Genomic DNA, 26252 nt, shown 5'->3' with positions numbered 1-26252 from the left:
TCCCGAAATGTGATGCGGTTAACTTGTGCATCAGTATTACGTGAGATATACGGAAGTAATAGTGAATAGATGATAATTATTGTTCCGGGTTTTTCATGCGCCAGCTTAACCGTCTTAACCAGTATCAGCGTCTGTGGCACCCCTCCGCCGGCGCAACGCAGCAGGTGACCATCAGTGAACTTGCCAGCCGCTGCTTTTGCAGCGAGCGACATGTACGCACCCTGCTGCGCCAGGCGCAGGAGGCGGGCTGGCTAAGCTGGCACGCCCGCTCCGGACGAGGAAAGCGTGGGGAATTACGCTTTCACGTCACCCCGGATTCGTTGCGTAATACGATGATGGAAGAGGCCCTGAAAAGTGGACAGCAGCACAACGCGCTGGAGCTGGCCCAGCTCGCGCCTGAAGATTTGCGATCGCTGCTGCATCCGTTTATGGGCGGGCAATGGCAGAACGATACGCCGACGCTGCGTATTCCCTACTATCGCTCGCTGGAGCCGCTTCAGCCGGGGTTTCTCCCTGGCCGGGCGGAGCAGCATCTGGCGGGACAGGTATTCTCTGGTTTGACGCGTTTTAATGGTAACAGCAGTGAACCCACGGGCGATCTGGCGCATCACTGGGAAGTCTCTGCTGACGGCCTGCGCTGGCATTTCTTCATACGCTCCACCCTGCACTGGCATAACGGCGATAAAATAGAGACGGCACAGCTCAGGCAAAGCCTGACGGCGCTGCTATCGCAGCCCGGCATGGACACGCTTTTCCGCAGCGTCTTACGTATCGAAACCACGCATCCGCAAAGCCTGACGTTTATTCTCCATCAACCTGACTACTGGCTGGCGCACAGGCTGGCAACCTACTGTAGCCGTCTGGCGCATCCCGATTACCCCGTGGTGGGCAGCGGTCCCTTTCGGCTGAGCGTTTTTGAGCCTGAACTGGTGCGTCTGGAAAGCCACGAGCAGTATCACCTTGGTCATCCGTTACTTAAGGCTATCGAGTACTGGATCACGCCCCAGCTTTTTGACTACAGTCTGGGCACCAGCTGTCGCCACCCGGTGCAAATCGCCATTGGCGAGGCCGACGAGCTGGCCAGCCTGCGGCTGGTGAGTAACAGCACCAGTCTGGGCTTCTGCTACCTCACGCTGAAACAAAGTCCGCGTCTGAGCGAACTTCAGGCAAAGCGGCTGATTAATATCATTCATCTCTCAACGCTGCTGCATACGCTTCCCCTGAACGAAGGGCTCATCACTCCTACCGAGGAACTGCTTCCCGGCTGGGCGATCCCCCAATGGCCTGATTTAACCGACGTTGTGCTGCCAGAGGCATTGACGCTTGTCTACCACCTGCCGGTTGAGCTTCACACCATGGCCAGCCAGTTAAAAGCATACCTTGCGCGGCAGGGCTGTGAACTGACCGTCATCTTTCACGACGCCAAGACGTGGGACGGTTGCCAGCAGCTTGCCGATGCAGACATCATGATGGGAGACAGACTGATTGGCGAAGCGCCAGCGTACACCCTTGAGCAATGGCTCCGCTGCGATGCGCTCTGGCCGCATCTGCTGAGCGCACCGGCATACGCCCATTTGCAGGCCACACTGGATGCGGTGCAGACGCAGGCCGACGAACGTGACCGACACGCAGGACTTCAGGCTATCTTCAGCCGGTTAATGGAGACAGCCGTCCTGACGCCGCTCTTTAACTACCAGTATCAAATCAGCGCTCCTCCGGGCGTCAACGGAATACGCCTTAACACTCGCGGCTGGTTTGACTTCACCGAAGCCTGGCTTCCTCCACCAAACGCGTGAAGAAGCTGGTCGCCGCTTTAGCCAGGCGTTAACATGACGCTTTTACCGTAACTGTCGAGATGATCTATGAAACGTGCCGTCGTCGTGTTCAGCGGAGGACAAGATTCCACAACCTGCCTGATTCAGGCACTTCACCAGTATGATGAAGTGCACTGCGTCACTTTTGATTATGGTCAGCGTCATCGCGCTGAAATCGATGTCGCTCGTGAACTGGCCCTCAAACTGGGCGCCCGCGCTCATAAAGTGCTGGACGTGACGCTGTTAAATGAACTGGCCGTCAGCAGTCTCACCCGCGACAGCATTCCGGTGCCTGATTACGAACCGGATGCCAGCGGCATTCCGAATACCTTCGTACCTGGGCGTAATATTCTCTTCCTGACCCTGACGGCAATCTATGCCTACCAGGTGAAAGCCGAAGCGGTGATCACGGGCGTGTGTGAGACCGACTTCTCTGGCTACCCGGACTGCCGGGATGAATTCGTGAAAGCGCTCAATCACGCCGTGGATCTGGGAATGGCAAAAGAGACCCGCTTCGAAACGCCGCTGATGTGGCTGGATAAAGCCGAAACCTGGGCGCTGGCCGACTACTGGGGCAAGCTGGATATCGTTCGCAACGAGACCCTGACCTGCTACAACGGCATTAAAGGGGACGGCTGCGGGCAGTGTGCCGCCTGTAACCTGCGCGCGAACGGTCTGAATCATTATCTTGCGGATAAAGCGGGCGTGATGGCCGCGATGCAGAAAAAGACCGGTCTGAAATAAGGGCGACCTGACCGTGCTGTCGAACGGTAAGTGGCGACAGCACGGTTATCCCTGAACATTTTTTACGCGATCATCAGCTCCAGCTTTTCGCGCAACTCCCCTTCCAGCGGCAACGCTTTCTGGGTTTTGAGATCGATACAGACAAAGGTGATCAGCGCATCGGCCACCACCTGCCCTTCTGGCTCAAGCGTGACGACCTGGCTCAATACACCACTTTTGCCATTCAGTTGTTGGACCTCACTGGTCACGGTGAGCACATCCCCCAGCACAGCCGGGCGGCGGTAGTTAATGTTGATGTTGACGACCACAAACGCGATGTTGTGTGCGGTCAGCCACTGGAAGCTTTCGCTATTCTCCAGGCCATCCCAGCGCGCCTCTTCAAGAAATTCAAGGTAGCGGGCGTTATTGACGTGCTGGTAAACATCGAGGTGATAACCACGGACTTTGATTTGTGTCTGCATAGCGCAATAGCCTTTCGTTGTTATAGGTTCAGAGGTCATAACTGGTATGACCTCTTTATCCTGGCAAATTTTTGCCGCAGTGCAAGTGATTACGCGATTACAGCGTCAGGTGTGCGAGATTGCGCTCAACCAGCGCGCTGCCCATACCCGGCACCTGCTTGAGATCGTCAAGGGTTTTAAAAGGACCGTACTCCTCGCGGTAACTAACAATGGCCTGGGCTTTTTTAAGTCCCACACCGTTCATCACGCGCGCGAGCTCTTCTGCCGATGCCGAATTGATGCTGACTCGCGTACCGTCATCCTCTGCACTTTTACCGGCCTCAGTCGCTTTTGATTGCGTATGAGCCTGCGCAGCTGAGTCTGTTTTGGTCTGTGCAGCCTGCGCTTTAGCCGAGGGCGACGCCGCCAGCGCTCCCGCACTCATCCCGGAAGTGGCAATAGCCAGTGTAATTAACAGTGCTTTGATTCCACATTTCATGCTGTTTTCTCCTTGTTTGTTGACAGCCACGCCACGATAGCCGTACGAGAAAACAGGGACAAACAGCAGATTGCAGAAATGGAAAAGGCCGCGAAAGCGGCCTTTAGTTTTTGCAGAGCGTTACGAAAATCTGCGAGCAGGTACGTAATTATTGCTCCTGGGTCACCACATCACCCAGCTTGATTTTGGCTTCTTTACGCAGGTTGCTCATCATCGCTTCGAAAGCAATCTGGGCATTATTCTGGGTAATTCCCTGAACCATGGCCTTCTTCTGCGCGTCTGGCAGCGTGCCGGCTTTGACTTCATCCAGCGCCAGAATCACCACGTTACCCTGCATATCGGTCGTGGTGCCAAAGACAGGTTTGTCTTTCGCCGGCAGGCTCAGACCAAACGCCGCCTGGCTGACAGGATCCTGACCGGTACGGCTCAGCGTTTTGGCTTCGCCAAAGTTCAGGCCAGCCGCTTTCAGTGCATCGTTCTTACCGGCTTTCAGATCGGCCAGAATTTTCTCTGCATCCAGTTTTGCCTGCTGTGCCGCTTTGTTGTGTTTGACCAGCGCCACCACCTGATCTTTCACTTGCGCCAGGGGCTTCACTGCCTCGGCTTTGTGCTCGCTGACGCGCAGTACGAACGCACGGTCACCGTCAACGGTAATGATGTCTGAGTTGCTGCCCGGCGTACCGTTCTCACCTACCAGACCACCATTGAAAATGGCATCTGAAACCGGTTTGAAGTTCAGTTCTTCCGGCAGATTTTCATGGCTGAACCAGCCCGTCTCAACCGCTTTCACGCCAGCAGCCTGCTCAGCGCCCGCCAGTGATTCGTTGTCGTTGCTTGCGGCATCGCTCACTTTCTGTTGCAGAGCATAGAAGGCGTCCAGCGCTTTCTCCTGCTTCACTTTCGCAGCGATATCATCACGAACGTCAGCCAGCGGCTTGGTTTTCGCCGCTACGACATCGTCCAGACGCGCCACCAGGAAGCCAACGGAGGATTTGATTACACCAGACAGTTGGCCTTTCTCTTTAAGACCCGCATTTTTCAGCTCGTCCGGGGTAGTGGAATCTTCCAGCCAGCCCATATCACCACCGTTTTTGGCAGAAATAATGTCGGTGGATTTTGCTTTCGCCACGGTCGCGAAATCAGCGCCTTTGTTCAGCTCGTCCAGCACGGCTTTTGCTTCTGCTTCCGTTTTGGTCTGGATCACGCTGTAACGGTTACGCTGCGGCTGAGTGAACTGATCCTGATGCTGGTCGTAATAAGACTGGATCTCGGCGTCAGTCGCGTTTTTCTGCATCGCGGCAGCATCCAGCTTGATATAGCTTACGCGGAACTGTTCAGGAGAGATGAAGTTGTTCTTGTTTTGCTCGTAGTAAGCATTAACTTCAGCGTCGCTAACCTGCTGTTTCGCCGCCAGTGCATTGACATCAATCGTCGCTTCACGCACCACGCGTTGCTGCGCTACCAGTGCCGCCAGCGCTTCAGTTTCGCCTTTCAGCATGAAATCGGTGCCCACCACCGCGTTGATCAGCTGTTGCGTGGTCAACTGGTTACGCAGCGCCTGTGCGTACTGGTCAGCCGTCATCCCCATCTGGTTAACAATGCTGTTGTAACGCGCGTTGTCGAACTTCCCATTAGACTGGAAAGCCTGCGTCGAGAAGATGGCTTTTTTAACCTGCTCATCGCTGATGCCCAGACCGAGGCTTTTCGCGTACTGGTCCAGCAGCGCTTCGTCGATAAGGCGGTTCAACGTCTGCTGACGCAGGTTTTTCATATAGCCTTCGTTGGCTGCAAGTTCAGAGTATTGGTCGCCCAGCTGTTGCTGCATGCGGTTACGTTCACCAGCAAAAGCGTTCTCGAACTGCCCACGGCTAATTTCCTGGCCATTCACTTTTGCGGCGTAGTTCGCGCCACCGCCGATGAGGTAACTACTCACACCGGTCAATATGAACGACACGATAATGATACCGAAAATAATCTTGAGCACGAGACTGTTAGCAGCCGTGCGTAAGCTGTCCATCATGGTGTAACAACACTCCGCTGTAGGTGACTGGTTACCTGACGCTGACGGAAAATCCTGACCGTCGCGCGTAAAGGCGTATTGTGACAAGAAAACAGGGCAATTGTCAGCCCACAACTCGCATAAACTCGCACAAATCAGGTCTGGACAAACAAAAAAGGCACATCAAACGATGCGCCCTTGTACTTTTCAGCTTCCCTGGAGCGGGAAAGCAATCAATTTACTGCGTCTTTCAGCGCCTTACCTGCACGGAAACCCGGCACTTTAGCGGCAGCAATGGTGATCTCTTTACCGGTCTGCGGGTTGCGGCCAGTACGGGCAGCACGCTCTTTAACCGCAAAAGTACCGAAGCCTACCAGTGCAACGTCGTCCCCAGCTTGCAGAGATTCAGTAACAGAAGCAATTAAAGCATCTAAAGCACGTCCAGCTGCAGCTTTAGAAATATCAGCACCCGCAGCAATTTTGTCAATCAGTTGAGATTTATTCACTGTTCTCTTCCTCTCTTTATAATTTATATCGCACCTGAATCCTTCACAGCGCGACCGCGCAGCAGTTATATCAGTCCTGCTATGACCTTACAACACCCGTTGTTGATGGCTAACCCAATCAGCAATCTAAATTAGCTATACAAAAAAAGGCTGGCAAGTACGAAATGACTTACCAGCCTTGTTTTTATTAGCGCTCTTTGCGCGAGGTCACTATTTTGCGGTTACAACCTGCATTCCGGACGGTTCATTTTGCAGTGCGAGAGTCAGAACTTCCTCAATGCGTTTCACCGGATGGATCTGCAAATCGGCAATAACGTTGTCCGGAATCTCTTCCAGATCGCGTTTATTCTCGTAAGGAATCAATACGGTTTTGATCCCACCACGGTGTGCCGCCAGCAGTTTTTCTTTTAACCCGCCGATGGGCAGTACCTGACCACGCAGCGTAATTTCACCAGTCATGGCCACATCAGCACGGACCGGGTTACCCGTCAGGCAGGAAACCAGCGCCGTACACATAGCAATACCCGCGCTTGGGCCATCTTTCGGCGTCGCCCCTTCCGGAACGTGAACGTGAATGTCGCGTTTTTCGTAGAAATCCGGGTTAATACCCAGTTTTTCCGCGCGCGCACGCACCACGGTCAACGCTGCCTGGATGGACTCCTGCATCACTTCACCGAGCGAGCCAGTGTAGGTCAGCTTGCCTTTACCCGGTACACAGGCGGTTTCAATGGTCAGCAGATCGCCACCCACTTCCGTCCACGCCAGTCCAGTCACCTGACCAACGCGGTTTTCGTTGTCCGCACGGCCATAGTCGAAGCGCTGAACGCCGAGGTAAGCATGCAGATTGTCGCCGTTAATCACGATGTGCTTCAGGCTCTTATCCAGCAGCAGCTGCTTAACCGCCTTACGGCACAGTTTAGAGATCTCACGCTCAAGGCTACGCACGCCCGCTTCACGGGTGTAGTAACGAATAATGCCGACAATCGCGCTGTCCTCGACGGTCAGCTCGTTAGCTTTCAGCGCGTTACGCTCAATCTGCTTCGGCAGCAGGTGCTGCTTAGCAATGTTCAGCTTCTCGTCTTCGGTATAACCGGACAGACGGATCACTTCCATACGGTCCAGCAGCGGTGCCGGAATGTTCATGGAGTTGGAGGTCGCCACGAACATCACATCGCTCAGGTCGTAGTCCACTTCCAGGTAGTGATCGCTGAACGCCACGTTCTGTTCTGGATCAAGCACTTCCAGCAGCGCCGACGCCGGATCGCCACGCATGTCCGAAGACATTTTGTCGATCTCATCGAGCAGGAACAGCGGGTTTTTAACCCCCACTTTCGCCATCTTCTGGATCAGCTTGCCCGGCATAGAACCGATGTAGGTACGGCGGTGACCGCGGATTTCCGCTTCATCGCGTACGCCGCCCAGCGCCATACGGATATACTTACGTCCGGTCGCTTTGGCGATGGACTGGCCCAGAGAGGTTTTACCCACGCCTGGAGGCCCTACCAGGCACAGAATTGGACCTTTGATTTTGTTCACACGGCTCTGTACCGCGAGGTACTCAAGAATGCGGTCTTTCACACGTTCCAGGCCATAGTGGTCGGTATCAAGGATTTCCTGTGCCTGACGCAGGTCTTTTTTGACCTTGCTGCGGGCATTCCATGGAACCTGAACCATCCACTCAATGTAGCCGCGTACAACGGTCGCTTCCGCCGACATCGGAGACATCATTTTCAGCTTCTGCAACTCAGCTTCGGCTTTCTCTTTCGCCTCTTTCGGCATCTTCGCCGCGTCGATCTTACGCTTCAGCGCTTCGTTTTCATCCGGCGCATCGTCCATCTCGCCGAGCTCTTTCTGAATGGCTTTCATTTGCTCGTTCAGATAGTACTCACGCTGCGATTTTTCCATCTGCTTTTTGACGCGGTTGCGAATGCGCTTCTCAACCTGGAGCAGATCGATCTCAGACTCCATCATCGCCATCAGGTATTCCAGACGTTCGTTAACGTCGGACATTTCCAGCACGGACTGTTTGTCAGCCAGCTTCAGCGGCATGTGCGCAGCGATGGTATCCGCCAGACGTGCAGGATCGTCGATGCTGTTCAGTGACGTCAGCACTTCAGGTGGGATTTTCTTGTTCAGCTTGATGTAGCCTTCAAACTGGCTGATCGCGGTGCGTACCAGCACTTCCTGCTCGCGCTCATCAAGTTCCGGTGAATCAAGGTACTCTGCCTTCGCAGAGAAGTGCTCGCCATCGTCTGACAGAGTGGTAATACGCGCGCGCTGTAAGCCTTCCACCAGCACCTTCACGGTGCCATCTGGCAGCTTCAGCATCTGCAAAATAGAGGCCACGGTCCCGACGGTGAAAAGATCGTTTACACCCGGCTCATCCGTTGATGCTTCCTTCTGCGCAACCAACATGATTTTTTTATCATGATCCATGGCGGCTTCGAGGCAACGGATAGATTTTTCCCGCCCTACAAATAAGGGTATGACCATGTGCGGATAAACCACCACATCGCGCAACGGCAATACGGGGATTTCAATGCGTTCAGAACGCTCAGGATTCATAGAGCTCTCTCTTAGTTTAGTGTCCGCCAGGTAAACTGGTCATGTAACTGTGCTTCACACAACCATTAACATGTAATCCAGTATATGGGGATGTTTCCCATACATTCAACGCCATGAATACGGAAAAAGTAAAGGGGAGATAAAATCCCCCCTTTGTTGATTAACTGATTGTATGAAATGGTGAATTATTCGCCAGATGCCTGCTGCGCTTCCGGTTTACCGTAAATCAGTAACGGCTTGGTCTGGCCACCAATGACGGACTCGTCGATCACGACTTTTTCGACATCTTCCATAGAAGGAAGATCGTACATCGTGTCGAGCAATGCTGCTTCCACGATAGAACGCAGGCCACGGGCACCGGTTTTACGCGCCATCGCTTTCTTGGCAATCGCGTCCAGTGCTTCGTCACGGAATTCCAGCTCAACGCCTTCCAGATTAAACAGCGCCTGATACTGCTTGGTCAGCGCGTTTTTCGGCTCTTTCAGGATCTGAATCAGCGCGTCTTCGCTCAGTTCGTTCAGGGTCGCCACAACCGGCAGACGGCCGATAAATTCCGGAATCAAACCAAATTTGATCAGATCCTCCGGTTCAACCTGCGCCAGCAGCTGGCCTTCGTTTGGTTTTTCAGACGTAGCTTTCACCGTTGCGCCAAAACCAATGCCGGAGCCGGTTTCCACACGGTGCGAGATCACTTTATCCAGGCCTGCAAACGCACCACCACAGATAAACAGGATCTTGGAGGTATCAACCTGCAAGAATTCCTGCTGCGGATGTTTACGCCCACCCTGCGGTGGAACAGCCGCAACCGTACCTTCAATCAGCTTCAGGAGCGCCTGCTGCACGCCTTCGCCCGAGACGTCACGGGTGATGGATGGGTTGTCTGATTTACGGGAGATTTTGTCAATCTCATCGATATAGACGATCCCGCGCTGGGCTTTCTGTACGTCGTAATCGCACTTCTGGAGCAGCTTCTGGATAATATTTTCAACGTCTTCGCCCACATAACCGGCTTCGGTCAGGGTGGTGGCATCCGCCATGGTGAACGGAACATCCAGCAGGCGCGCCAGCGTTTCCGCCAGCAACGTTTTACCGGAACCCGTAGGCCCGATCAGCAGAATGTTACTTTTGCCCAGTTCCACGCCATTGCTGGTATCGCCGTTACGCAGACGCTTGTAGTGGTTGTATACCGCCACCGCCAGCACTTTTTTCGCCTGCTCCTGACCAATGACATAGTCGTCCAGGTGGTGGCGAATCTCGTGTGGCGTTGGTAACGCGCTGCGCTCACGGTGCGGCGCGACTTCTTTAATCTCTTCGCGAATGATGTCGTTACATAAATCGACGCATTCGTCGCAGATATACACGGACGGCCCGGCAATCAGTTTACGCACTTCATGCTGGCTTTTGCCGCAAAAAGAGCAGTACAGCAGTTTGCCCGAACCATCTTTGCGTTTATCTGTCATGAGTCCAAACCTCTTTTTAAGTTCTATGTGCCGCACATGACGACGCAAATGCCATACTCAGACGCAAGCTGCTTACAGGCAACGTGCCGCCCTAAATTAGTATAGCGGCACACTCGCGTCGCGGGCATCAATTACGATGGGTCAAAATGGAGTCGACTAAGCCGTACTCAACTGCCTCAGGTGCAGACAGGAAGCGATCGCGCTCGGTATCGCGCTCGATCTGCTCGAGTGGTTGACCCGTATGCTGCGCCATAAGTTCATTCATGCGCGCTTTTACTTTCAGAATTTCTCGGGCGTGGATTTCAATATCCGTCGCCTGGCCCTGGTAACCACCCAGCGGCTGGTGAATCATCACGCGGGAGTTAGGCAGGCAGAAACGCTTACCTTTCGCCCCTGCGGTTAACAGGAAAGCCCCCATGGACGCCGCCTGTCCCATACAGATGGTGCTGACATCCGGCTTGATGAATTGCATGGTGTCATAAATAGACATGCCCGCCGTAATCACACCGCCCGGCGAGTTGATGTACAGGTAAATGTCTTTTTCCGGGTTTTCCGCTTCCAGGAACAGCATCTGCGCCACGATCAGGTTAGCCATATGGTCTTCCACCTGGCCGGTCAGAAAGATAACGCGTTCCTTGAGCAGACGGGAATAGATATCGAAAGATCGCTCACCGCGTGAGGTCTGTTCAATAACCATTGGCACCAGCGCCATATGGGGTGCAAAGTTATCTCGTTCGCCACTGTATGACATTTCCGTCTCCTGGTTCAAAATTGAAAACACCTGCTGTACTGATTGTAACCTTATGGACGGATTATCAGCCAGTCTCAATCATCGTGATTACATACTAATGGGGGTCGCCATGCCCTATTTCAAGCATAACAACGTTTTGTTGTAACGCTAACACTGAAAGGGCGTTTTAGCACCCTTCCAGGACTAAAGCTGTGATAAAAAAAACCCGTCGCCGGAGGGCAACGGGTTTTTTGTTCAAACTTTAAACCGTTGGGGCGAAATTACGCCTGCTGGTTCATCAGTTCGGTGAAAGAGGTCTCTTTTTCGGTTACTTTCGCTTTCGCCAGTACCGCTTCAACAGCCTGCTCTTCCAGTGCAACGTTGCGCATGTTGTCCATCAGCTCTTTGTTCTTACCGTAGAACTCGATCACTTCTGATGGATCTTCGTATGCAGAAGCCATCTCTTCGATCAGGCCTTTCACACGCTCTTCGTCAGCTTTCAGCTCGTGGGTACGAATCACTTCGCCCAGCAGCAGGCCAACAACAACGCGACGTTTCGCTTGCTCTTCGAACAGCTCGCGTGGCAGTTCCATCGCTTGCTGCTGGTTGCCACCGAAGCGCTGTGCAGCCTGACGGCGCAGAACGTCGATTTCGCTGTCGATCAGGGCAGCAGGAACGTCGATGTCGTTCGCTTTCACCAGACCTTCAATCGCCTGAGACTTCACACGGTTACGTACAGCGCCGTTCAGCTCGCGCTCCATGTTTTTACGCACTTCAGCACGCAGACCCGCAACAGAACCATCTTCCACGCCGAAACGCTTGATGAATTCTTCAGTCAGTTCTGGCAGTTCGCGCTCTTCAACTTTCTTCAGGTTGATGACGAACTTCGCTGCTTTACCTTTCAGGTTTTCAGCGTGGTATTCTTCAGGGAAGGTCACGTCGATGGTGAACTCTTCGCCTGCTTTGTGGCCTTTGATACCGTCTTCGAAGCCTGGAATCATACGACCCTGGCCCATCGCCAGTACGAAATCAGACGCTTTACCGCCTTCGAACTCTTCGCCGTCTACTGAACCGGTGAAGTCGATGGTTACGCGGTCTTCCGCGTCAACAGCGCCTTCTTTCTCTTTCCAGTTCGCCTGCTGCTTACGCAGGGTATCCAGCATGCCGTCAACGTCTTCGTCAGTCACGGAAACGATCGGTTTTTCAACTTCGATTGATTCCAGACCTTTCAGCTCAACTTCCGGGTACACTTCGAACTCGACGGAATAGGTGAAGTCTTCGCCCTGCTTGTATTCACCTGGAACGTAGTTTGGCGCGCCGGCTGGATTGATTTTTTCTTTGATGATCGCGTCGATAAAGTTGCGGCTCATCAGTTCACCCAGCACATCCTGACGCACGGAAGCGCCATAACGCTGAGCAACAACATTCATTGGTACTTTGCCCTTGCGGAAGCCGTCAATACGTACTTTTTTTGCTACGTTGACCAGCTCGCTTTTCACAGCAGTTTCGATGCTGTCAGCAGCGATAGTAATCGTTACACGGCGGCCAAGGCCTTGAGTGGTTTCAACTGAAACTTGCATCTTGTTACCTCAAAAAAATCACAGTGCTCGGTCAACTCTGAATCTGTCTGTTATACCGGGATGCTCTCTTATGTGCAGATTCACATTCCCTGTCGCCAGAATCATCCCGAAGACATTCAATAAGACGCGGCATTATAGCGGCATCACTTAGGTGAGTCGAGAACGGTTGGAGCATGTTGCTGCGGCTTTTTTCACACTTTAAGGCTATTTTTAGCCTTAAAAACGCGCCATCCGCTCAAAACTCAGACAAAACAAAACGGCCCGAAGGCCGTTTTGACGAAATCTGTAAGCAACATACTGGAAAAACTCCGGCGGTTGCAAATCCGATTTATCAGGCGATGGTGCCTGCACCCCGACAAGGCGGTGATGCGAATACCGTATCCTGCAGCCCTTCCCATTCCTTAATGGTGTAGGTATGCAGCGCCAGCGCATGTACGGTTGTGGAGAGTTCTTCCGTCAAGGTGCTGTAGATCAAGCGGTGTCGGTTCAGGAAACGTTCTCCCGTGAAGCGATCGCTGACCAGAACCACTTTGAAGTGGCTTTCAGAACCTGCCGGCACGTTATGACGATAGCTTTCGTCGACAACTTCGAGAAACACAGGGTTGAACGCTGCCCTTAATTTTTCTTCTATCTGTTCACGTATCATCATGAAATCACTCCTCCGACAACGCTAAGATGTCACCCATCCCTTTAAATATTAGCCGCTTTTACCGGTTCCATTACACCGTGACAACAAATATTTAGCTTTCGTCTGATTTTCTCATCCAAACGGATGAAGTTCACTATGAGGTTCATACGTTTTGTCATTTACAGGTAGAGAAAAGCGGAAAGGTGGTCAGTTTTCGGACAAGGCGATGAATTTACATGCGTTGACCACTTCCCCTGGCCGTTGGCGATGTTATGATGGCGGCAATTTTTCTCTCTTTGCTTACGATTCGTTGAGAACCCGAAAATGTTAAAAAAAATCTTCTTTCCGTTGGTAGCACTCTTTATGCTCGCCGGTTGCGCAACCCCGCCGACGACCATTGACGTTTCACCAAAAATTACCCTGCCTCAGCAGGATCCAAGCCTGATGGGCGTGACGGTCAGCATTAATGGCGCCGATCAGCGTCAGGACCAGGCGCTGGCGAAAGTGACTCGCGACAACCAGCAGGTTACGCTGACCGCTTCCCGCGACCTGCGCTTCCTGTTGCAGGAAGTACTGGAAAAACAGATGACCTCCCGTGGCTACATGATTGGCCCAAGCGGCGCGGTTGATCTGCAAATCATCGTGAACAACCTGTACGCTGACGTCTCTCAGGGTAACGTTCGCTACAACATTGCGACCAAAGCCGATATCTCCATCATCGCTACCGCGAAGAACGGCAACAAGATGAACAAAAACTACCGTGCAAGCTATTCCGTTGAAGGCGCATTCCAGGCCTCCAACAAAAATATCGCTAACGCGGTTAACAGCGTGCTGACTGACACCATTGCCGACATGGCACAGGACACCAGCATTCACGACTTCATCAAGCAGAACGCACGTTAATCCTGCTGACTGACCCGGTGCTTCACCGGGTCAGTTCATAAGAACATGTCCAGTCACTACTTACGCATTTTCCAGCAACCGAAATCAGCTATTCTGCTGATCCTGGGTTTCGCCTCCGGTTTACCCCTTGCGCTCACCTCCGGCACGTTACAGGCGTGGATGACGGTTGAGAACATCGATCTTAAAACCATTGGTTTCTTCTCGCTCGTCGGCCAGGCTTACGTCTTTAAGTTCCTGTGGTCGCCAGTGATGGATCGCTATACCCCACCGTTCCTCGGGCGCCGTCGCGGCTGGTTAGTGATGACGCAGGTGCTGCTGTTGCTCGCCATTGCCGCAATGGGTTTCCTTGAACCGTCAACGCAGCTGCGCTGGATGGCCGCGCTTGCGGTGGTCATCGCCTTCTGCTCCGCCTCGCAGGACATTGTTTTTGACGCCTGGAAAACGGACGTCCTGCCAGCAGAAGAGCGTGGCGCCGGTGCGGCAATCAGCGTGCTCGGCTACCGCCTGGGTATGCTGGTTTCCGGCGGACTCGCACTGTGGCTTGCTGACCGCTATCTCGGCTGGCAGGGCATGTACTGGCTGATGGCCGCACTGCTGATCCCCTGCATTATTGCCACTCTGTTCGCGCCTGAACCGAGCGATGTGATCCCGGTTCCACGCTCGCTGGAGCAGGCCGTCGCCGCACCGCTGCGCGACTTCTTTGGTCGCAATAATGCCTGGCTGATCCTGCTGCTTATTGTCCTTTATAAGCTTGGCGACGCTTTCGCCATGAGTCTGACCACTACCTTCCTGATCCGCGGCGTCGGGTTTGATGCGGGCGAGGTCGGCGTGGTGAACAAAACCCTGGGTCTGTTTGCCACGATTGTCGGCGCGCTGTACGGCGGCGTATTGATGCAGCGCCTGACGCTGTTCCGCGCTCTGCTGATATTTGGCATACTTCAGGGCGCATCGAATGCCGGTTACTGGCTGCTGTCGATCACCGACAAGAATATGATCAGTATGGGGACGGCGGTATTCTTTGAGAACCTGTGCGGCGGTATGGGCACTGCGGCATTTGTCGCCCTGCTGATGACGCTGTGCAATAAGTCATTTTCCGCTACCCAGTTTGCGCTGCTCTCTGCCCTTTCCGCCGTCGGGCGCGTATACGTTGGCCCCGTCGCGGGCTGGTTTGTTGAAGCCTACGGTTGGCCGACCTTTTATCTCTTCTCGGTGGTGGCGGCCGTGCCGGGGATTTTATTGCTGCTGGTCTGTCGCCAGACGCTGGAATATACCCAGCGGACGGAACACTTCATGCCGCGCACGGAATATCACGCTGCCTATCGGTTTGCCCTGCGTCTGCTAATGGCAGGTTGTCTTGCCCTGGTAGGGTGGCTCACGGTGCTCATCATGAATGCGACTACCGACTTGTCACTTCCTTTTGAAACCCTTCTGCTTGATGCAGGTGTGTTTCTCGCCCTGGCGGGGATCCTGACGGGTGGGATGCTGGATTTCATGTCATTACGAAAGACGCAGATGACATGAAGTAAAAAGCGAAAGGTTATTTCCCGTTGTAATAACAGCCCGAAATTATAACGGTGAAATAACCGCCATCGACAAAAAAAATATTTGTTGTTTTGTGCGGGATAGCATTCGGAAATTATTGGAGCTTATTTCGCTACGCTATTTTTCATTAAACGATTCAGCATTCGAAACATTGAATTTTCGTTTTTTAGTTGTCTTTTTATTGATAATTAATTGTTAACTAATTGTGTGTTTTTCGCAATGGTTATACCAATTGTCCCTTTTGCGGTATGCTGGGGCACCCTTTCGTTATAACGCCCACTCCGTGCGGCTTCCGTCTGGAAACGCGACATAATTTGCAACACTTGTGACATGTGCGGCAGAACCCAGTAACACCTTCCTGACACAGGGCTAATGATGTTTACAGTAATGTAACCTTCCCGTAAAATGCCCCCACACTTTAAACGCCACCAGACTCCCGTGGAATTGAGGTCGTTAAATGAGACTCAGGAAATACAATAAAAGTTTGGGATGGTTGTCATTATTCGCAGGCACTGTATTAATCAGTGGCTGCGATTCTGCACTACTAGACCCCAAAGGACAGATTGGACTGGAACAACGTTCATTGATACTGACGGCTTTTGGCCTGATGTTGATTGTGGTTATTCCTGCCATCTTGATGGCTGTTGGTTTCGCCTGGAAGTATCGTGCGAGCAATAAAGATGCGAAGTATAGCCCTAACTGGTCACACTCCAATAAAGTGGAAGCTGTGGTCTGGACGGTACCTATTCTGATCATCCTGTTCCTTGCTGTACTGACCTGGAAAACCACTCACGCACTTGAGCCGAGCAAACCGCTGGTTCACGATGAAAAACCCATTACCATTGAAGTGGTCTCCATGGACTGGAAATGGTTCTTCATCTATCCAGAACAGGGCATTGCTACCGTGAATGAAATCGCCTTCCCGGCGAACACTCCGGTTCAGTTCAAAGTGACCTCCAACTCCGTAATGAACTCCTTCTTCATCCCACGTCTGGGCAGCCAGATTTACGCGATGGCCGGTATGCAGACTAACCTGCATCTGATTGCGAATGAAGCAGGCACCTACGACGGTATCTCCGCCAGCTATAGTGGCCCGGGCTTCTCGGGTATGAAGTTCAAAGCTATCGCTACGCCAGACCGCGCGACTTTCGACCAGTGGGTTGCAAAAGCGAAGCAGTCTCCAAACACCATGTCTGACATGGCGGCGTTCGAAAAAGTGGCTGCACCTAGCGAATACAACAAGGTGGAGTACTTCTCTAACGTGAAACCGAATCTGTTCAAAGATGTTATTGGCAAATTTATGGATCACGGCATGAGCATGGACATGACCCAGCCTGAAGGCGAGCACAACACGCACCAGGGTATGGAAGGCATGGACATGAGCCACGCGGAAACCGCTCACTAAGGGGCCGAGGAAGAAAATGTTCGGAAAATTGACATTGGATGCGGTGCCGTACCATGAACCCATTATCATGGTTACGATTGCTGCAATTATCATTGGTGGCGCGGCCTTAGTTGGCCTGATCACTTACTTCGGTAAGTGGAGCTACCTGTGGAACGAGTGGCTGACTTCGGTTGACCACAAAAAACTCGGCATCATGTACTGCATCGTCGGTATCGTCATGTTAATTCGTGGCTTTGCGGATGCAATCATGATGCGTAGCCAGCAGGCGCTTGCGTCTGCGGGCGAAGCCGGATTCCTGCCACCGCACCACTACGATCAGATCTTTACCGCTCACGGCGTTATCATGATCTTCTTCGTGGCGATGCCGCTGGTAATCGGTCTGATGAACGTTGTCGTTCCGCTGCAAATCGGCGCGCGCGACGTTGCGTTCCCGTTCCTGAACAACCTGAGCTTCTGGTTCACCGTTGTCGGCGTTATCCTGGTTAACCTGTCACTGGGTGTGGGCGAATTTGCTCAGACCGGCTGGCTGGCCTACCCGCCACTTTCGGGAATTGAGTACAGTCCGGGCGTGGGCGTTGACTACTGGATTTGGGCGCTTCAGCTCTCCGGTGTCGGTACCACCCTGACCGGTATTAACTTCTTCGTGACCATCCTGAAGATGCGTGCACCAGGTATGACGATGTTCAAGATGCCAGTATTTACCTGGGCATCTCTGTGCGCCAACGTCCTGATTATCGCGTCGTTCCCAATTCTGACCGTCACCATCGCGCTGCTGACCCTGGATCGCTATCTGGGTACCCATTTCTTCACGAATGATATGGGTGGCAACATGATGATGTACATCAACCTGATTTGGGCCTGGGGTCACCCGGAAGTGTACATCCTGGTTCTGCCGGTGTTCGGTGTGTTCTCCGAAATCGCGGCAACCTTCTCGCGTAAACGTCTGTTTGGTTACACCTCTCTGGTGTGGGCAACTGTGTGTATTACCGTCCTGTCGTTCATCGTCTGGCTGCACCACTTCTTCACCATGGGTGCGGGCGCCAACGTAAACGCCTTCTTCGGTATTACCACTATGATTATCGCGATCCCGACCGGGGTTAAGATCTTCAACTGGCTGTTCACCATGTACCAGGGCCGTATCCAGTTCCACTCAGCGATGCTGTGGACCATCGGCTTCATCGTGACCTTCTCCGTAGGTGGGATGACCGGCGTGCTGCTGGCGGTTCCGGGCGCTGACTTTGTCCTGCACAACAGTCTGTTCCTGATTGCGCACTTCCATAACGTTATCATCGGCGGCGTCGTCTTCGGCTGCTTCGCAGGTGTGACCTACTGGTGGCCAAAAGCGTTCGGTTTCACCCTGAACGAAAAATGGGGCAAACGCGCGTTCTGGTTCTGGATCATCGGCTTCTTCGTGGCGTTTATGCCGCTGTACGTGCTGGGCTTCATGGGGATGACCCGTCGTCTGAGCCAGCAGATCGATCCGCAGTTCCATCCGATGCTGATGATTGCAGCGGGCGGCGCCGCGCTGATTGCCTGCGGTATCCTGTGCCAGCTGATTCAGTACTACGTGTCTATCCGTGACCGTAACCTGAACCGCGACCTGACCGGTGACCCGTGGGGTGGCCGTACGCTGGAGTGGTCTACCTCTTCTCCACCTCCGTTCTATAACTTTGCCGTAGTGCCGCACATTCATGAGCGTGACGCATTCTGGGAAATGAAAGAAAAAGGTGAAGCGTACAAGCAACCTGAACATTACGAAGAGATCCATATGCCGAAAAACAGCGGTGCGGGCATCGTGATTGCCGCCTTCGCAACGGTATTTGGTTTCGCAATGATCTGGCACATCTGGTGGATGGCGATTGTTGGCTTCGCTGGCATCGTAATCAGCTGGATTGTGAAGAGCTTTGACGAGGACGTGGACTACTACGTACCAGTCCGTGAAGTTGAAAAGCTGGAAAACCAGCATTTTGACGAGATTTCTAAAGCGGGGCTGAAAAATGGCAACTGATACTCTGGCGCACTCGACTGCCCACGCGCATGAACATGCGCACCATGATACAGGACCGACGAAAGTCTTCGGTTTCTGGATCTACCTGATGAGCGACTGCATCCTGTTCTGCTGTCTGTTCGCAACCTATGCCGTTCTGGTGAACGGCACAGCGGGCGGCCCGACCGGTAAGGACATCTTTGAGCTGCCGTTCGTTCTGGTTGAAACCGCACTGCTGTTATTCAGCTCCATCACCTACGGCATGGCGGCTATCGCCATGTACAAAAACAACAAAAGCCAGGTTGTTTCCTGGCTGGCGTTGACCTGGTTGTTTGGTGCTGGCTTTATCGGGATGGAAATCTATGAATTCCATCACCTGATTGCGGAAGGCTTTGGTCCGGATCGCAGTGGCTTCCTGTCAGCGTTCTTCGCGCTGGTCGGCACCCACGGTCTGCACGTGACCTCTGGTCTGATCTGGATGGCAGTGCTGATGTTCCAGATCTCCCGTCGCGGCCTGACCAGTACTAACCGTACCCGTATCATGTGCCTGAGCCTGTTCTGGCACTTCCTGGACGTGGTATGGATCTGTGTGTTCTCTGTTGTCTATCTGATGGGGGCGATGTAATGAGTCATTCTAACGATCATGGCGCTTCCCACGGCAGCGTAAAAACCTACATGACAGGTTTCATCCTGTCGATCATCCTGACGGTGATCCCGTTCTGGATGGTGATGAACGGTTCTGCATCTAAGCCGGTTATCCTGGGTGCAATCCTGGTGACCGCGGTGATTCAGATTCTGGTGCATCTGGTTTGCTTCCTGCACATGAACACCAAGTCCGATGAAGGCTGGAACATGACGGCCTTTATCTTTACCGTGATTATCATCGCTATCCTGGTAGTCGGTTCCATCTGGATTATGTGGAACCTTAACTACAACATGATGGTTCACTAAGAGCGGCGAGTATGTTTAAGCAATACCTGCAAGTCACGAAACCAGGCATCATCTTTGGCAACCTGATCTCCGTAATCGGAGGGTTCCTGCTGGCCTCTAAAGGCAGCATTGATTACACCCTCTTTATCTACACGCTGGTCGGTGTGTCACTGGTGGTTGCGTCCGGTTGTGTATTTAACAACTACATCGACATGGATATCGACAAGAAGATGGAAAGGACCAAAAATCGGGTGCTGGTTAAAGGCCTGATTGCTCCTTCCGTCTCGCTGGTGTACGCCACCTTGCTGGGTATTGCTGGCTTTATGCTGCTGTGGTTTGGTGCTAACCCGCTGGCCTGCTGGCTGGGGGTGATGGGGTTCGTGGTGTATGTAGGCGTCTACAGCCTGTATATGAAACGCCACTCCGTCTACGGCACGCTGATTGGTTCTCTCTCCGGCGCTGCGCCGCCGGTGATTGGCTACTGCGCCGTCACGAACGAGTTCGACAGCGGTGCGCTGATCCTGCTGGCTATCTTTAGCCTGTGGCAGATGCCGCACTCCTACGCCATCGCGATTTTCCGCTTTAAGGATTATCAGGCAGCGAACATTCCGGTTCTGCCGGTCGTGAAGGGCATCTCAGTTGCCAAAAACCACATCACGCTGTACATCATCGCTTTTGCCGTGGCAACGCTGATGCTCTCTCTGGGCGGTTACGCCGGATATAAATATCTGGTGGTGGCCGCTGCGGTGAGCGTCTGGTGGCTCGGCATGGCTCTGCGCGGTTACAAAGTGGAAGATGACAAGGTCTGGGCACGCAAGCTGTTTGTGTTCTCGATTGTCGCCATCACCTCCCTGTCCGTGATGATGTCCGTAGACTTCATGGTGCCAGATTCACAAAGCCTGCTGACGTACGTCTGGTAAGAAGACTGAAGTAAAAACGCCGGGTTTAACCCGGCGTTTTTTATTGGTACGGCGTAACCCCTTTCTTTAACAGTATATTGCCGTATTTCGCTGTCTCGCCTGTCACCACAATGGCGTACGCTTTCTGTGCCCGCGCATAAAACGCATAACGGTCAATACGCGTAATCCCCTCCCCTTCCGCCTCACCAAAGAGTGCGTTGCGATAGCGTGCTTCTACCTGTATATCGAGCGTATCCCCGTCGACAGGGGCCATCATCACCAGCGGTGGCGCATAGCTGTCGAGTTCAAACAGCGGTATCACCGCGGCCAGCAAATCGCTGATGAGCAGGCCATCTGCGCGGATCGTCTTTGGCCCCAGGCTGTGCGCGGGAAAGTGAGCGTCTGCAAAAATAATCTCGTCACCATGGCCCATCTCTGCCAGCGTTTTCAGCAGCTCGGGTGAAATCAGTGGGGATATCGTTTTAAGCACGGCTTTGCTCCTCAGGATAGAAATAACGGTAACGATAGTGGACCCGATCGCGAGCAGCCTCAGCGCTGGCCGTTTCACCGACGCCCCACCATCCGTACAAAGACGCCCCCAGCACGGTCGTATCTGCATCTTCAAGAACCTTCACCGGGATCCCAAGCGCATTGGACTTGAGCTGATTCCACAGCATATTGCGGCTACCTCCCCCCACCAGCAGGAGTTCACGCGCCTTAAATTGCGCGATCGCCTCCAGCGCCTGGAGTTTTTCTTGCAGATGCACCGTGAGTCCTTCCAGGGCTGCGCGGTAAAAATGGGCTGGCGTGGTGGTGAGCGTAACGCCCTGCCAGCCAGCGAGCGGAGAATCGAGCAACTGGGTATTCATCGTGACGCCATCCGCCCCGTACGGAATTGCCGCCGCCTGAGCCAGAATAGTGTCCCAGTTGACATCAGGCGACCAGAACAGCGCGCGGATCCACTCCAGTACGCCAGACGACAGATATTGCATTCCCGGATTATAGAGCCCCGTCCGGCTATCCAGTTCGCAGGTCGCGCCCGGGTATTGCCCCAGTAAAGCGGTATCAACCTGCGAGGTGCGCGCCATTAAAATCTCCCAGGTTCCCGAAGAGAGAACCGGCTCATTAATTCCCGCACCGGCGCCAAAAAGGGCAAACTGCGTATCGTGCCCGGCGGAGATCACCGGCACACCGCAAGGCAATCCGAGTCTGGATGCAGCGTCGGGCTGCAGTTCACCCATCATCTCTCCGGGGTAAACCAGCGGCGGGAAAAGGGAATGAGGCACGCCGATCTTGCTTAAGATCGTTTCGCTGAAGCACCGCTGATGCAGATCGAACATCTGACTGGTACCGGCCATCGTGAGATCGGTCGTCATTTTTCCGGTCAGGCGATGGTTGATTAGCGAGGAGATAAAAAGCCAGGCGTGAGCACGCTGTAACAGATCGGGATGGTTGTCCTGAAGCCAGCCTAGCTTATACAACGTGTTGAAACTAAACTGCCCAACGCCGGTGATCTGCTGTAGTTCAGCCGGGGAGCACAAACGGGCAACCGCTTCCATCACCGGCACGGTCCGTGGACATTTCCAGCTGATGATCGGGTAAAGCAGTTCTCCGCGCTCATCTACCAGCGCGCCATCCACGCCAAAGGTCGTCACACTCATTCCGCACAGTTGATGCTTGCTCAGCACTGCGCTGATTTTCTGACAACAGACGGCAAAACGTTGCATGATGGCGTCGAGCGACCACTGGTGCCAGGCCGGATTTTCAGCGGCACTTTCGCTTTCGTTCGCCACCGAGGCTCGCGCCACAATATTCCCTTCAGGATCCAGCGCAATGGCGCGCACGTTCGTCGCGCCACAATCGAGAACCAGAAAACATTTTTTCATTGCGGTCCCCACAGGCTGCCAGTCCGCCGGAGCAGGCTGGCAAACCGGCTTATTGTTTGTATAACGGTCCGTAATTTTCACAGGCGCGGTAATCCTGCCCTTCCGGATCCATACCGTGAGCGCCCCAGGCCGTCGGCCGATAAATCAGCGCCTCCGGTACGTTATGCATGCACACGGGAATGCGCAGCATGGACGCCAGGGTGATGAAATCAGCACCGACGTGCCCGACGGTTAATACTCCGTGGTTAGCGCCCCAGTTCGCCATCACTGAATAGACGTCGCTGAACGGGCCTTTACCGGTCAGACGTGGGGCAAACCAGGTGGTGGGCCAGGTTGAATCGGTGCGCTTATTCAGAATGTCATGTACTTGTTCCGGCAGCTCAACACTCCAGCCTTCCGCTATCTGTAATACCGGGCCCACCCCCTTGATGAGGTTTACGCGGGTCATGGTAAATGGCACGCCACCTCGGGTGAGGAAGTTTGATGAGAAACCGCCCCCGCGAAAGTATTCATGCACCGCCGGACACCAGTGGGTTGCGGCCAGGCACGCGTTGGCTTCCTGCTCAGTAATGTCCCAGTGTGGTTTCAGGGTCGGTTTCCCCTCGGCATCTTTCTGCTCCGCTGTACCGTCCAGTGCCGCCGAGCCGGAGTTGATCAGATGAATAATGCCCTGCTCAGCCCGTCCAGTGAGTTTCTGGCCGGTAACACGCTCAACCGACTCTGGCGACCAGTAGGTGCGCACGTCGGCAAAGATTTGCGCTGTACCGGTCATCAGATGTCCAAACAGCATTGCTACCCCGTTCAGGCTGTCATTTTCCGTCGCCACCACCAACGGCTGGCGAATACCGTTCCAGTCAAAGGAGCTGTTCAGCAGCGCCTCTGCGGTATCGCCATTTGGATACTGATCCGTCCAGTGGCGCTGTCCCTGGAACCCGGACGCGATGGCGTTATAGCCCAGAGATTCCTCCACGCGGCCCATCGCAGCGAGTTTTGGGTTACCCTGCATCATGTCGCGGATGCACATCGCCATCAGCAGACTCTCCCGCAGGATCGCGGCATTCTCCTGTTCATTGCGACGATACTGCTCCGCGTTTTTATCCTCGCCGAAACGGAAATGTGCTTGCGCCCAGTCCAGGGCCAGCTCAAGTTCTTGCTCGTCGTAAATCTTATGATCGATGCGGCGACGCAGTTCGGTCATATCCACCGCCTGCACCTTCATCCCCAGCCAGGATTCAAAGAAGTTGTGATCGACAATCGAGCCCGCAATCCCCATCGAGACGCCGCCCACCGACAGATAACTTTTCCCCTTCATGCTGGCGACCGCCAGGCCCGCGCGGGCGAAGCGCAACAATTTTTCTTCGACGTCTGCCGGGATGGTCTCGTCGCCCGCATCCTGTACATCGTGGCCATATATGGAAAACGCCGGGATCCCTTTCTGGTTATGCGCCGCCAGTGCCGCCGCGAGATATACTGCCCCCGGACGCTCGGTGCCGTTAAAGCCCCAGATCGCTTTCGGACGCAGCGGATCCATATCAATGGTTTCACTCCCGTAACACCAGCAGGGGGTGACGGTGATCGTCAGACCAACGTGGCACGTGCTGAACTTCTCTTCGCAAGCAGCGGCCTCCGCCATTCCGGCAATGCAGCTATCGGCAATCACGCACTCAACGGGCGTACCGCAGGGGTGGCGTAATTTTTCACTGAGTAGCGCCGCCGTGGCTTTCGCCATGTTCATGGTCTGCTCTTCCAGAGACTCGCGTACGCCCATTCGGCGGCCATCAATAACAGGTCGAATGCCAATACGGGGTAACGCTTTTATCGTTTTCATAGCCCTTCCTCACGTTGGTTAACCTATCCGTCTCAGGGGCATAGCCGTGAAAAAGCGCCCAGGCAGCGCCGTGAACGGAAAGTGGTGAAATTTGCTAACTCGAATTAGCTTAGGGTTCACACTAAAAATGAGACAAGATAAATGTGCAGGATCTGTGAGCAGTTTCACGATGAGAGGTCAAAATTCGATCAGTGTCAGGTATTACGATTCAGCAAAAACTAAACATATCGTTTAAATTCAATCAAATAACAAAATACCTTTGCACGACGTCACAATTTGAATACAAATGATTTGGCTAAATTATAACCCTAAAATAGCTTTTAAGGACGAAAGCTAAGTCGAGTTAGCTTATTAACTAAATCACTGTGGCTTGTGATTCATTGCCTTTCCAACACAGGAATTTTGCAATGTCAGAGACTCTTATTCAGATGACGCGCATTACCAAACGCTTTCCCGGCGTGCTGGCGCTGAATCAGGTTGATTTCGATTTACGCTGCGGCGAAGTTCATGCCCTCTTAGGTGAAAACGGTGCCGGCAAATCGACGCTGATGAAAATATTATCCGGTGTTTACCAACCTGATGCCGGTGAAATTCGCTTTGAAGGGCAATCCGTATCATTCAGCGATCCGCTAAGTGCTCAGCACGCAGGTATTACGATTATCCATCAGGAATTTAATCTCTTCCCCGATTTAACCGTGGAAGAGAATATCTTTATTGGCCGTGAATTTTGCAAAAATAGTCGCTGGCAGTTAGATAAACGCGCCCAGCGACAGGCGGTTGAGAAAATACTGCACACGCTGAATTTAAAAATCGCCCCGGACGCCCGCGTCAGTGAATTAACCGTAGCCCAGCAGCAGATGGTGGAAATTGCCAAAGCGATTTCGGTCAATGCCAAAGTGCTAATCATGGATGAACCCACCGCCGCGCTGACCGAAAGTGAAATCGAGAGTTTATTTGACGTCACGCGGATGCTCAAGGCTCAGGGCACGGGGATTGTCTACATCTCGCACCGTCTGGAAGAGCTGGCGCTGATCGCCGATCGCGCGACCGTCATGCGCGACGGACAATACATCGCCACCGTAGATTATGAAACGGTTCAGATCGGCGAGCTTATCGCCATGATGGTTGGCCGCAATCTCGATAACATCTACCCAAAACGCCCGCCGCATCAGCGCAGAGAAAAAGTGCTGGAGGTGAACGGCCTGACGCGTAATGGTGTACTGCATGACATCAACTTTACCCTCTGGCGCGGTGAGATCCTCGGTCTCGCTGGCTTAATGGGCGCAGGCCGAACTGAACTGGGCCGGGCCCTGTTTGGCGCCGATGCGATCGACGCTGGCACCCTGACGCTGAACGGCACCCCCACACGTATTAAAGACGTGGCTGACGCCATTGAGAAAGGCATCAGCTATTTAACAGAAGACCGCAAAAAAGAGGGACTCGCCCTGGGCCTTTCTGTTGAGATGAACATTATGCTCGGCAATTACCCGGACTACGCTGGCGCCGCGGGTAATGTCGATGAAAAACGCTGCCGGGAGTCCAGCCAGAAACTGGTGGATACGCTGCGAATAAAAACGCCACATCTGGAACAGGCGGCACTGAATTTAAGCGGCGGTAATCAACAGAAGATCATTATTGCCCGCTGGGTCTGCAAAGACACCGATATTTTAATTTTTGATGAGCCAACCCGGGGAATTGACGTTGGCGCCAAGCTGGAAATCTACGAATTAATGAATCGCCTTGTCGCTAAAGGTAAATCGATCATCATGATTTCATCCGAACTGCCGGAAGTATTAGGAATGTGCGACCGCATACTCGTGATGCGCAGCGGCCGCATTGCCGGCGAAATAGCGGCTGAGCACGCCACCCAGGAAAAAATCATGCAATACGCCACGCTGGAGGATTAA

Annotated in this window: 22 protein-coding genes; 10 read left to right on the top strand and 12 right to left on the bottom strand. The window is 53.4% G+C overall.

Annotated features, from left to right (window positions below; genetic code table 11):
- Positions 1–95: 95 nt before the first annotated feature.
- Together L2Y28_RS04910 and queC are read left to right on the top strand one after the other, a co-directional pair.
- Positions 96–1796, top strand: a complete 1701-nt coding sequence (locus L2Y28_RS04910; protein WP_022647251.1) for an SgrR family transcriptional regulator — start codon at positions 96–98, stop codon at positions 1794–1796.
- A 66-nt stretch (positions 1797–1862) separates the two neighbouring features.
- On the top strand, positions 1863–2558 hold the full coding sequence (queC, locus tag L2Y28_RS04905; protein WP_022647250.1) for a 7-cyano-7-deazaguanine synthase QueC: 696 nt from the start codon (positions 1863–1865) through the stop codon (positions 2556–2558).
- A 62-nt stretch (positions 2559–2620) separates the two neighbouring features.
- Here queC and L2Y28_RS04900 read toward each other — a convergent pair whose 3' ends face one another.
- The 9 genes from L2Y28_RS04900 to bolA form a co-directional block, all read right to left on the bottom strand.
- On the bottom strand, positions 2621–3019 hold the full coding sequence (locus L2Y28_RS04900; protein ID WP_017694410.1) for a YbgC/FadM family acyl-CoA thioesterase: 399 nt from the start codon (positions 3017–3019) through the stop codon (positions 2621–2623).
- A 97-nt stretch (positions 3020–3116) separates the two neighbouring features.
- Positions 3117–3497, bottom strand: a complete 381-nt coding sequence (locus L2Y28_RS04895) for a helix-hairpin-helix domain-containing protein (RefSeq protein WP_022647249.1) — start codon at positions 3495–3497, stop codon at positions 3117–3119.
- A gap of 148 nt (positions 3498–3645) precedes the next feature.
- Entirely contained in the window at positions 3646–5517 is a 1872-nt protein-coding gene (gene ppiD / locus L2Y28_RS04890; RefSeq protein WP_022647248.1) for a peptidylprolyl isomerase, read from the bottom strand.
- A 212-nt stretch (positions 5518–5729) separates the two neighbouring features.
- Positions 5730–6002: a nucleoid-associated protein HU-beta gene (hupB, locus tag L2Y28_RS04885; protein WP_002444653.1), complete on the bottom strand. Its 273-nt coding sequence runs from the start codon at positions 6000–6002 to the stop codon at positions 5730–5732.
- Between the two features lie 210 nt (positions 6003–6212).
- Positions 6213–8567 (bottom strand): endopeptidase La, encoded by a 2355-nt coding sequence (gene lon, locus L2Y28_RS04880; RefSeq protein ID WP_006809878.1) that lies wholly within the window; start codon positions 8565–8567, stop codon positions 6213–6215.
- 185 nt (positions 8568–8752) lie between these two features.
- Positions 8753–10027 carry an ATP-dependent protease ATP-binding subunit ClpX gene (gene clpX / locus L2Y28_RS04875; RefSeq protein ID WP_006809879.1) on the bottom strand — a complete coding sequence of 425 codons (1275 nt, stop codon included), beginning with the start codon at positions 10025–10027 and terminating at the stop codon, positions 8753–8755.
- Between the two features lie 127 nt (positions 10028–10154).
- A complete protein-coding gene (clpP, locus tag L2Y28_RS04870; protein ID WP_006809880.1) occupies positions 10155–10778 on the bottom strand; it encodes an ATP-dependent Clp endopeptidase proteolytic subunit ClpP in 624 nt (207 codons plus the stop codon).
- A gap of 260 nt (positions 10779–11038) precedes the next feature.
- Positions 11039–12337, bottom strand: coding sequence for a trigger factor (gene tig, locus L2Y28_RS04865; RefSeq protein WP_006809881.1), 1299 nt, complete (start codon positions 12335–12337; stop codon positions 11039–11041).
- A gap of 331 nt (positions 12338–12668) precedes the next feature.
- Positions 12669–12986 (bottom strand): transcriptional regulator BolA, encoded by a 318-nt coding sequence (gene bolA, locus L2Y28_RS04860; RefSeq protein ID WP_003859051.1) that lies wholly within the window; start codon positions 12984–12986, stop codon positions 12669–12671.
- A 303-nt stretch (positions 12987–13289) separates the two neighbouring features.
- Between bolA and L2Y28_RS04855 the strand changes: the two genes are divergently transcribed.
- The 7 genes from L2Y28_RS04855 to cyoE all read left to right on the top strand — a co-directional run bounded on the left by L2Y28_RS04855 (position 13290) and on the right by cyoE (position 20652).
- Positions 13290–13868 (top strand): lipoprotein, encoded by a 579-nt coding sequence (locus tag L2Y28_RS04855; protein WP_022647246.1) that lies wholly within the window; start codon positions 13290–13292, stop codon positions 13866–13868.
- A gap of 45 nt (positions 13869–13913) precedes the next feature.
- A complete protein-coding gene (ampG, locus tag L2Y28_RS04850) occupies positions 13914–15389 on the top strand; it encodes a muropeptide MFS transporter AmpG (RefSeq protein WP_022647245.1) in 1476 nt (491 codons plus the stop codon).
- A gap of 478 nt (positions 15390–15867) precedes the next feature.
- Positions 15868–16815 carry a cytochrome o ubiquinol oxidase subunit II gene (cyoA, locus tag L2Y28_RS04845; RefSeq protein WP_022647244.1) on the top strand — a complete coding sequence of 316 codons (948 nt, stop codon included), beginning with the start codon at positions 15868–15870 and terminating at the stop codon, positions 16813–16815.
- Positions 16816–16831: 16 nt separating this feature from the next.
- Positions 16832–18823, top strand: coding sequence for a cytochrome o ubiquinol oxidase subunit I (gene cyoB / locus L2Y28_RS04840; protein WP_006809887.1), 1992 nt, complete (start codon positions 16832–16834; stop codon positions 18821–18823).
- A complete protein-coding gene (locus L2Y28_RS04835; RefSeq protein WP_022647243.1) occupies positions 18813–19427 on the top strand; it encodes a cytochrome o ubiquinol oxidase subunit III in 615 nt (204 codons plus the stop codon). The genes cyoB and L2Y28_RS04835 overlap by 11 nt, the downstream gene beginning before the upstream one ends.
- Entirely contained in the window at positions 19427–19753 is a 327-nt protein-coding gene (locus L2Y28_RS04830; RefSeq protein WP_006809888.1) for a cytochrome o ubiquinol oxidase subunit IV, read from the top strand. The genes L2Y28_RS04835 and L2Y28_RS04830 overlap by 1 nt, the downstream gene beginning before the upstream one ends.
- Positions 19754–19764: 11 nt before the next feature.
- On the top strand, positions 19765–20652 hold the full coding sequence (gene cyoE / locus L2Y28_RS04825; protein ID WP_022647242.1) for a heme o synthase: 888 nt from the start codon (positions 19765–19767) through the stop codon (positions 20650–20652).
- 40 nt (positions 20653–20692) lie between these two features.
- On the opposite strand, the gene fucU is transcribed toward cyoE, so the two are convergent.
- Genes fucU through fucI form a run of 3 tightly spaced genes read right to left on the bottom strand, consistent with a single transcriptional unit; the run spans position 20693 to position 24345 of the window.
- The gene (gene fucU / locus L2Y28_RS04820) at positions 20693–21121 is read right to left on the bottom strand and encodes an L-fucose mutarotase (protein ID WP_022647241.1); all 429 of its coding nucleotides are present in this window, start codon (positions 21119–21121) and stop codon (positions 20693–20695) included.
- Complete coding sequence (fucK, locus tag L2Y28_RS04815) at positions 21114–22517, bottom strand: L-fuculokinase (RefSeq protein WP_022647240.1); 1404 nt, start codon at positions 22515–22517, stop codon at positions 21114–21116. The genes fucU and fucK overlap by 8 nt, the downstream gene beginning before the upstream one ends.
- A gap of 49 nt (positions 22518–22566) precedes the next feature.
- Positions 22567–24345 (bottom strand): L-fucose isomerase, encoded by a 1779-nt coding sequence (gene fucI, locus L2Y28_RS04810; protein ID WP_022647239.1) that lies wholly within the window; start codon positions 24343–24345, stop codon positions 22567–22569.
- A gap of 407 nt (positions 24346–24752) precedes the next feature.
- Here fucI and L2Y28_RS04805 point away from each other — a divergent pair, with 407 nt between their 5' ends.
- Positions 24753–26252: a sugar ABC transporter ATP-binding protein gene (locus tag L2Y28_RS04805; protein WP_022647238.1), complete on the top strand. Its 1500-nt coding sequence runs from the start codon at positions 24753–24755 to the stop codon at positions 26250–26252.

The organism is Enterobacter sp. JH25 (assembly GCF_021725435.1).
In the GTDB taxonomy this organism is placed as follows: domain Bacteria; phylum Pseudomonadota; class Gammaproteobacteria; order Enterobacterales; family Enterobacteriaceae; genus Enterobacter; species Enterobacter intestinihominis.
Note: the sequence above shows the minus strand (reverse complement) of the source record. Positions and strands in the feature narration are given on the sequence as shown.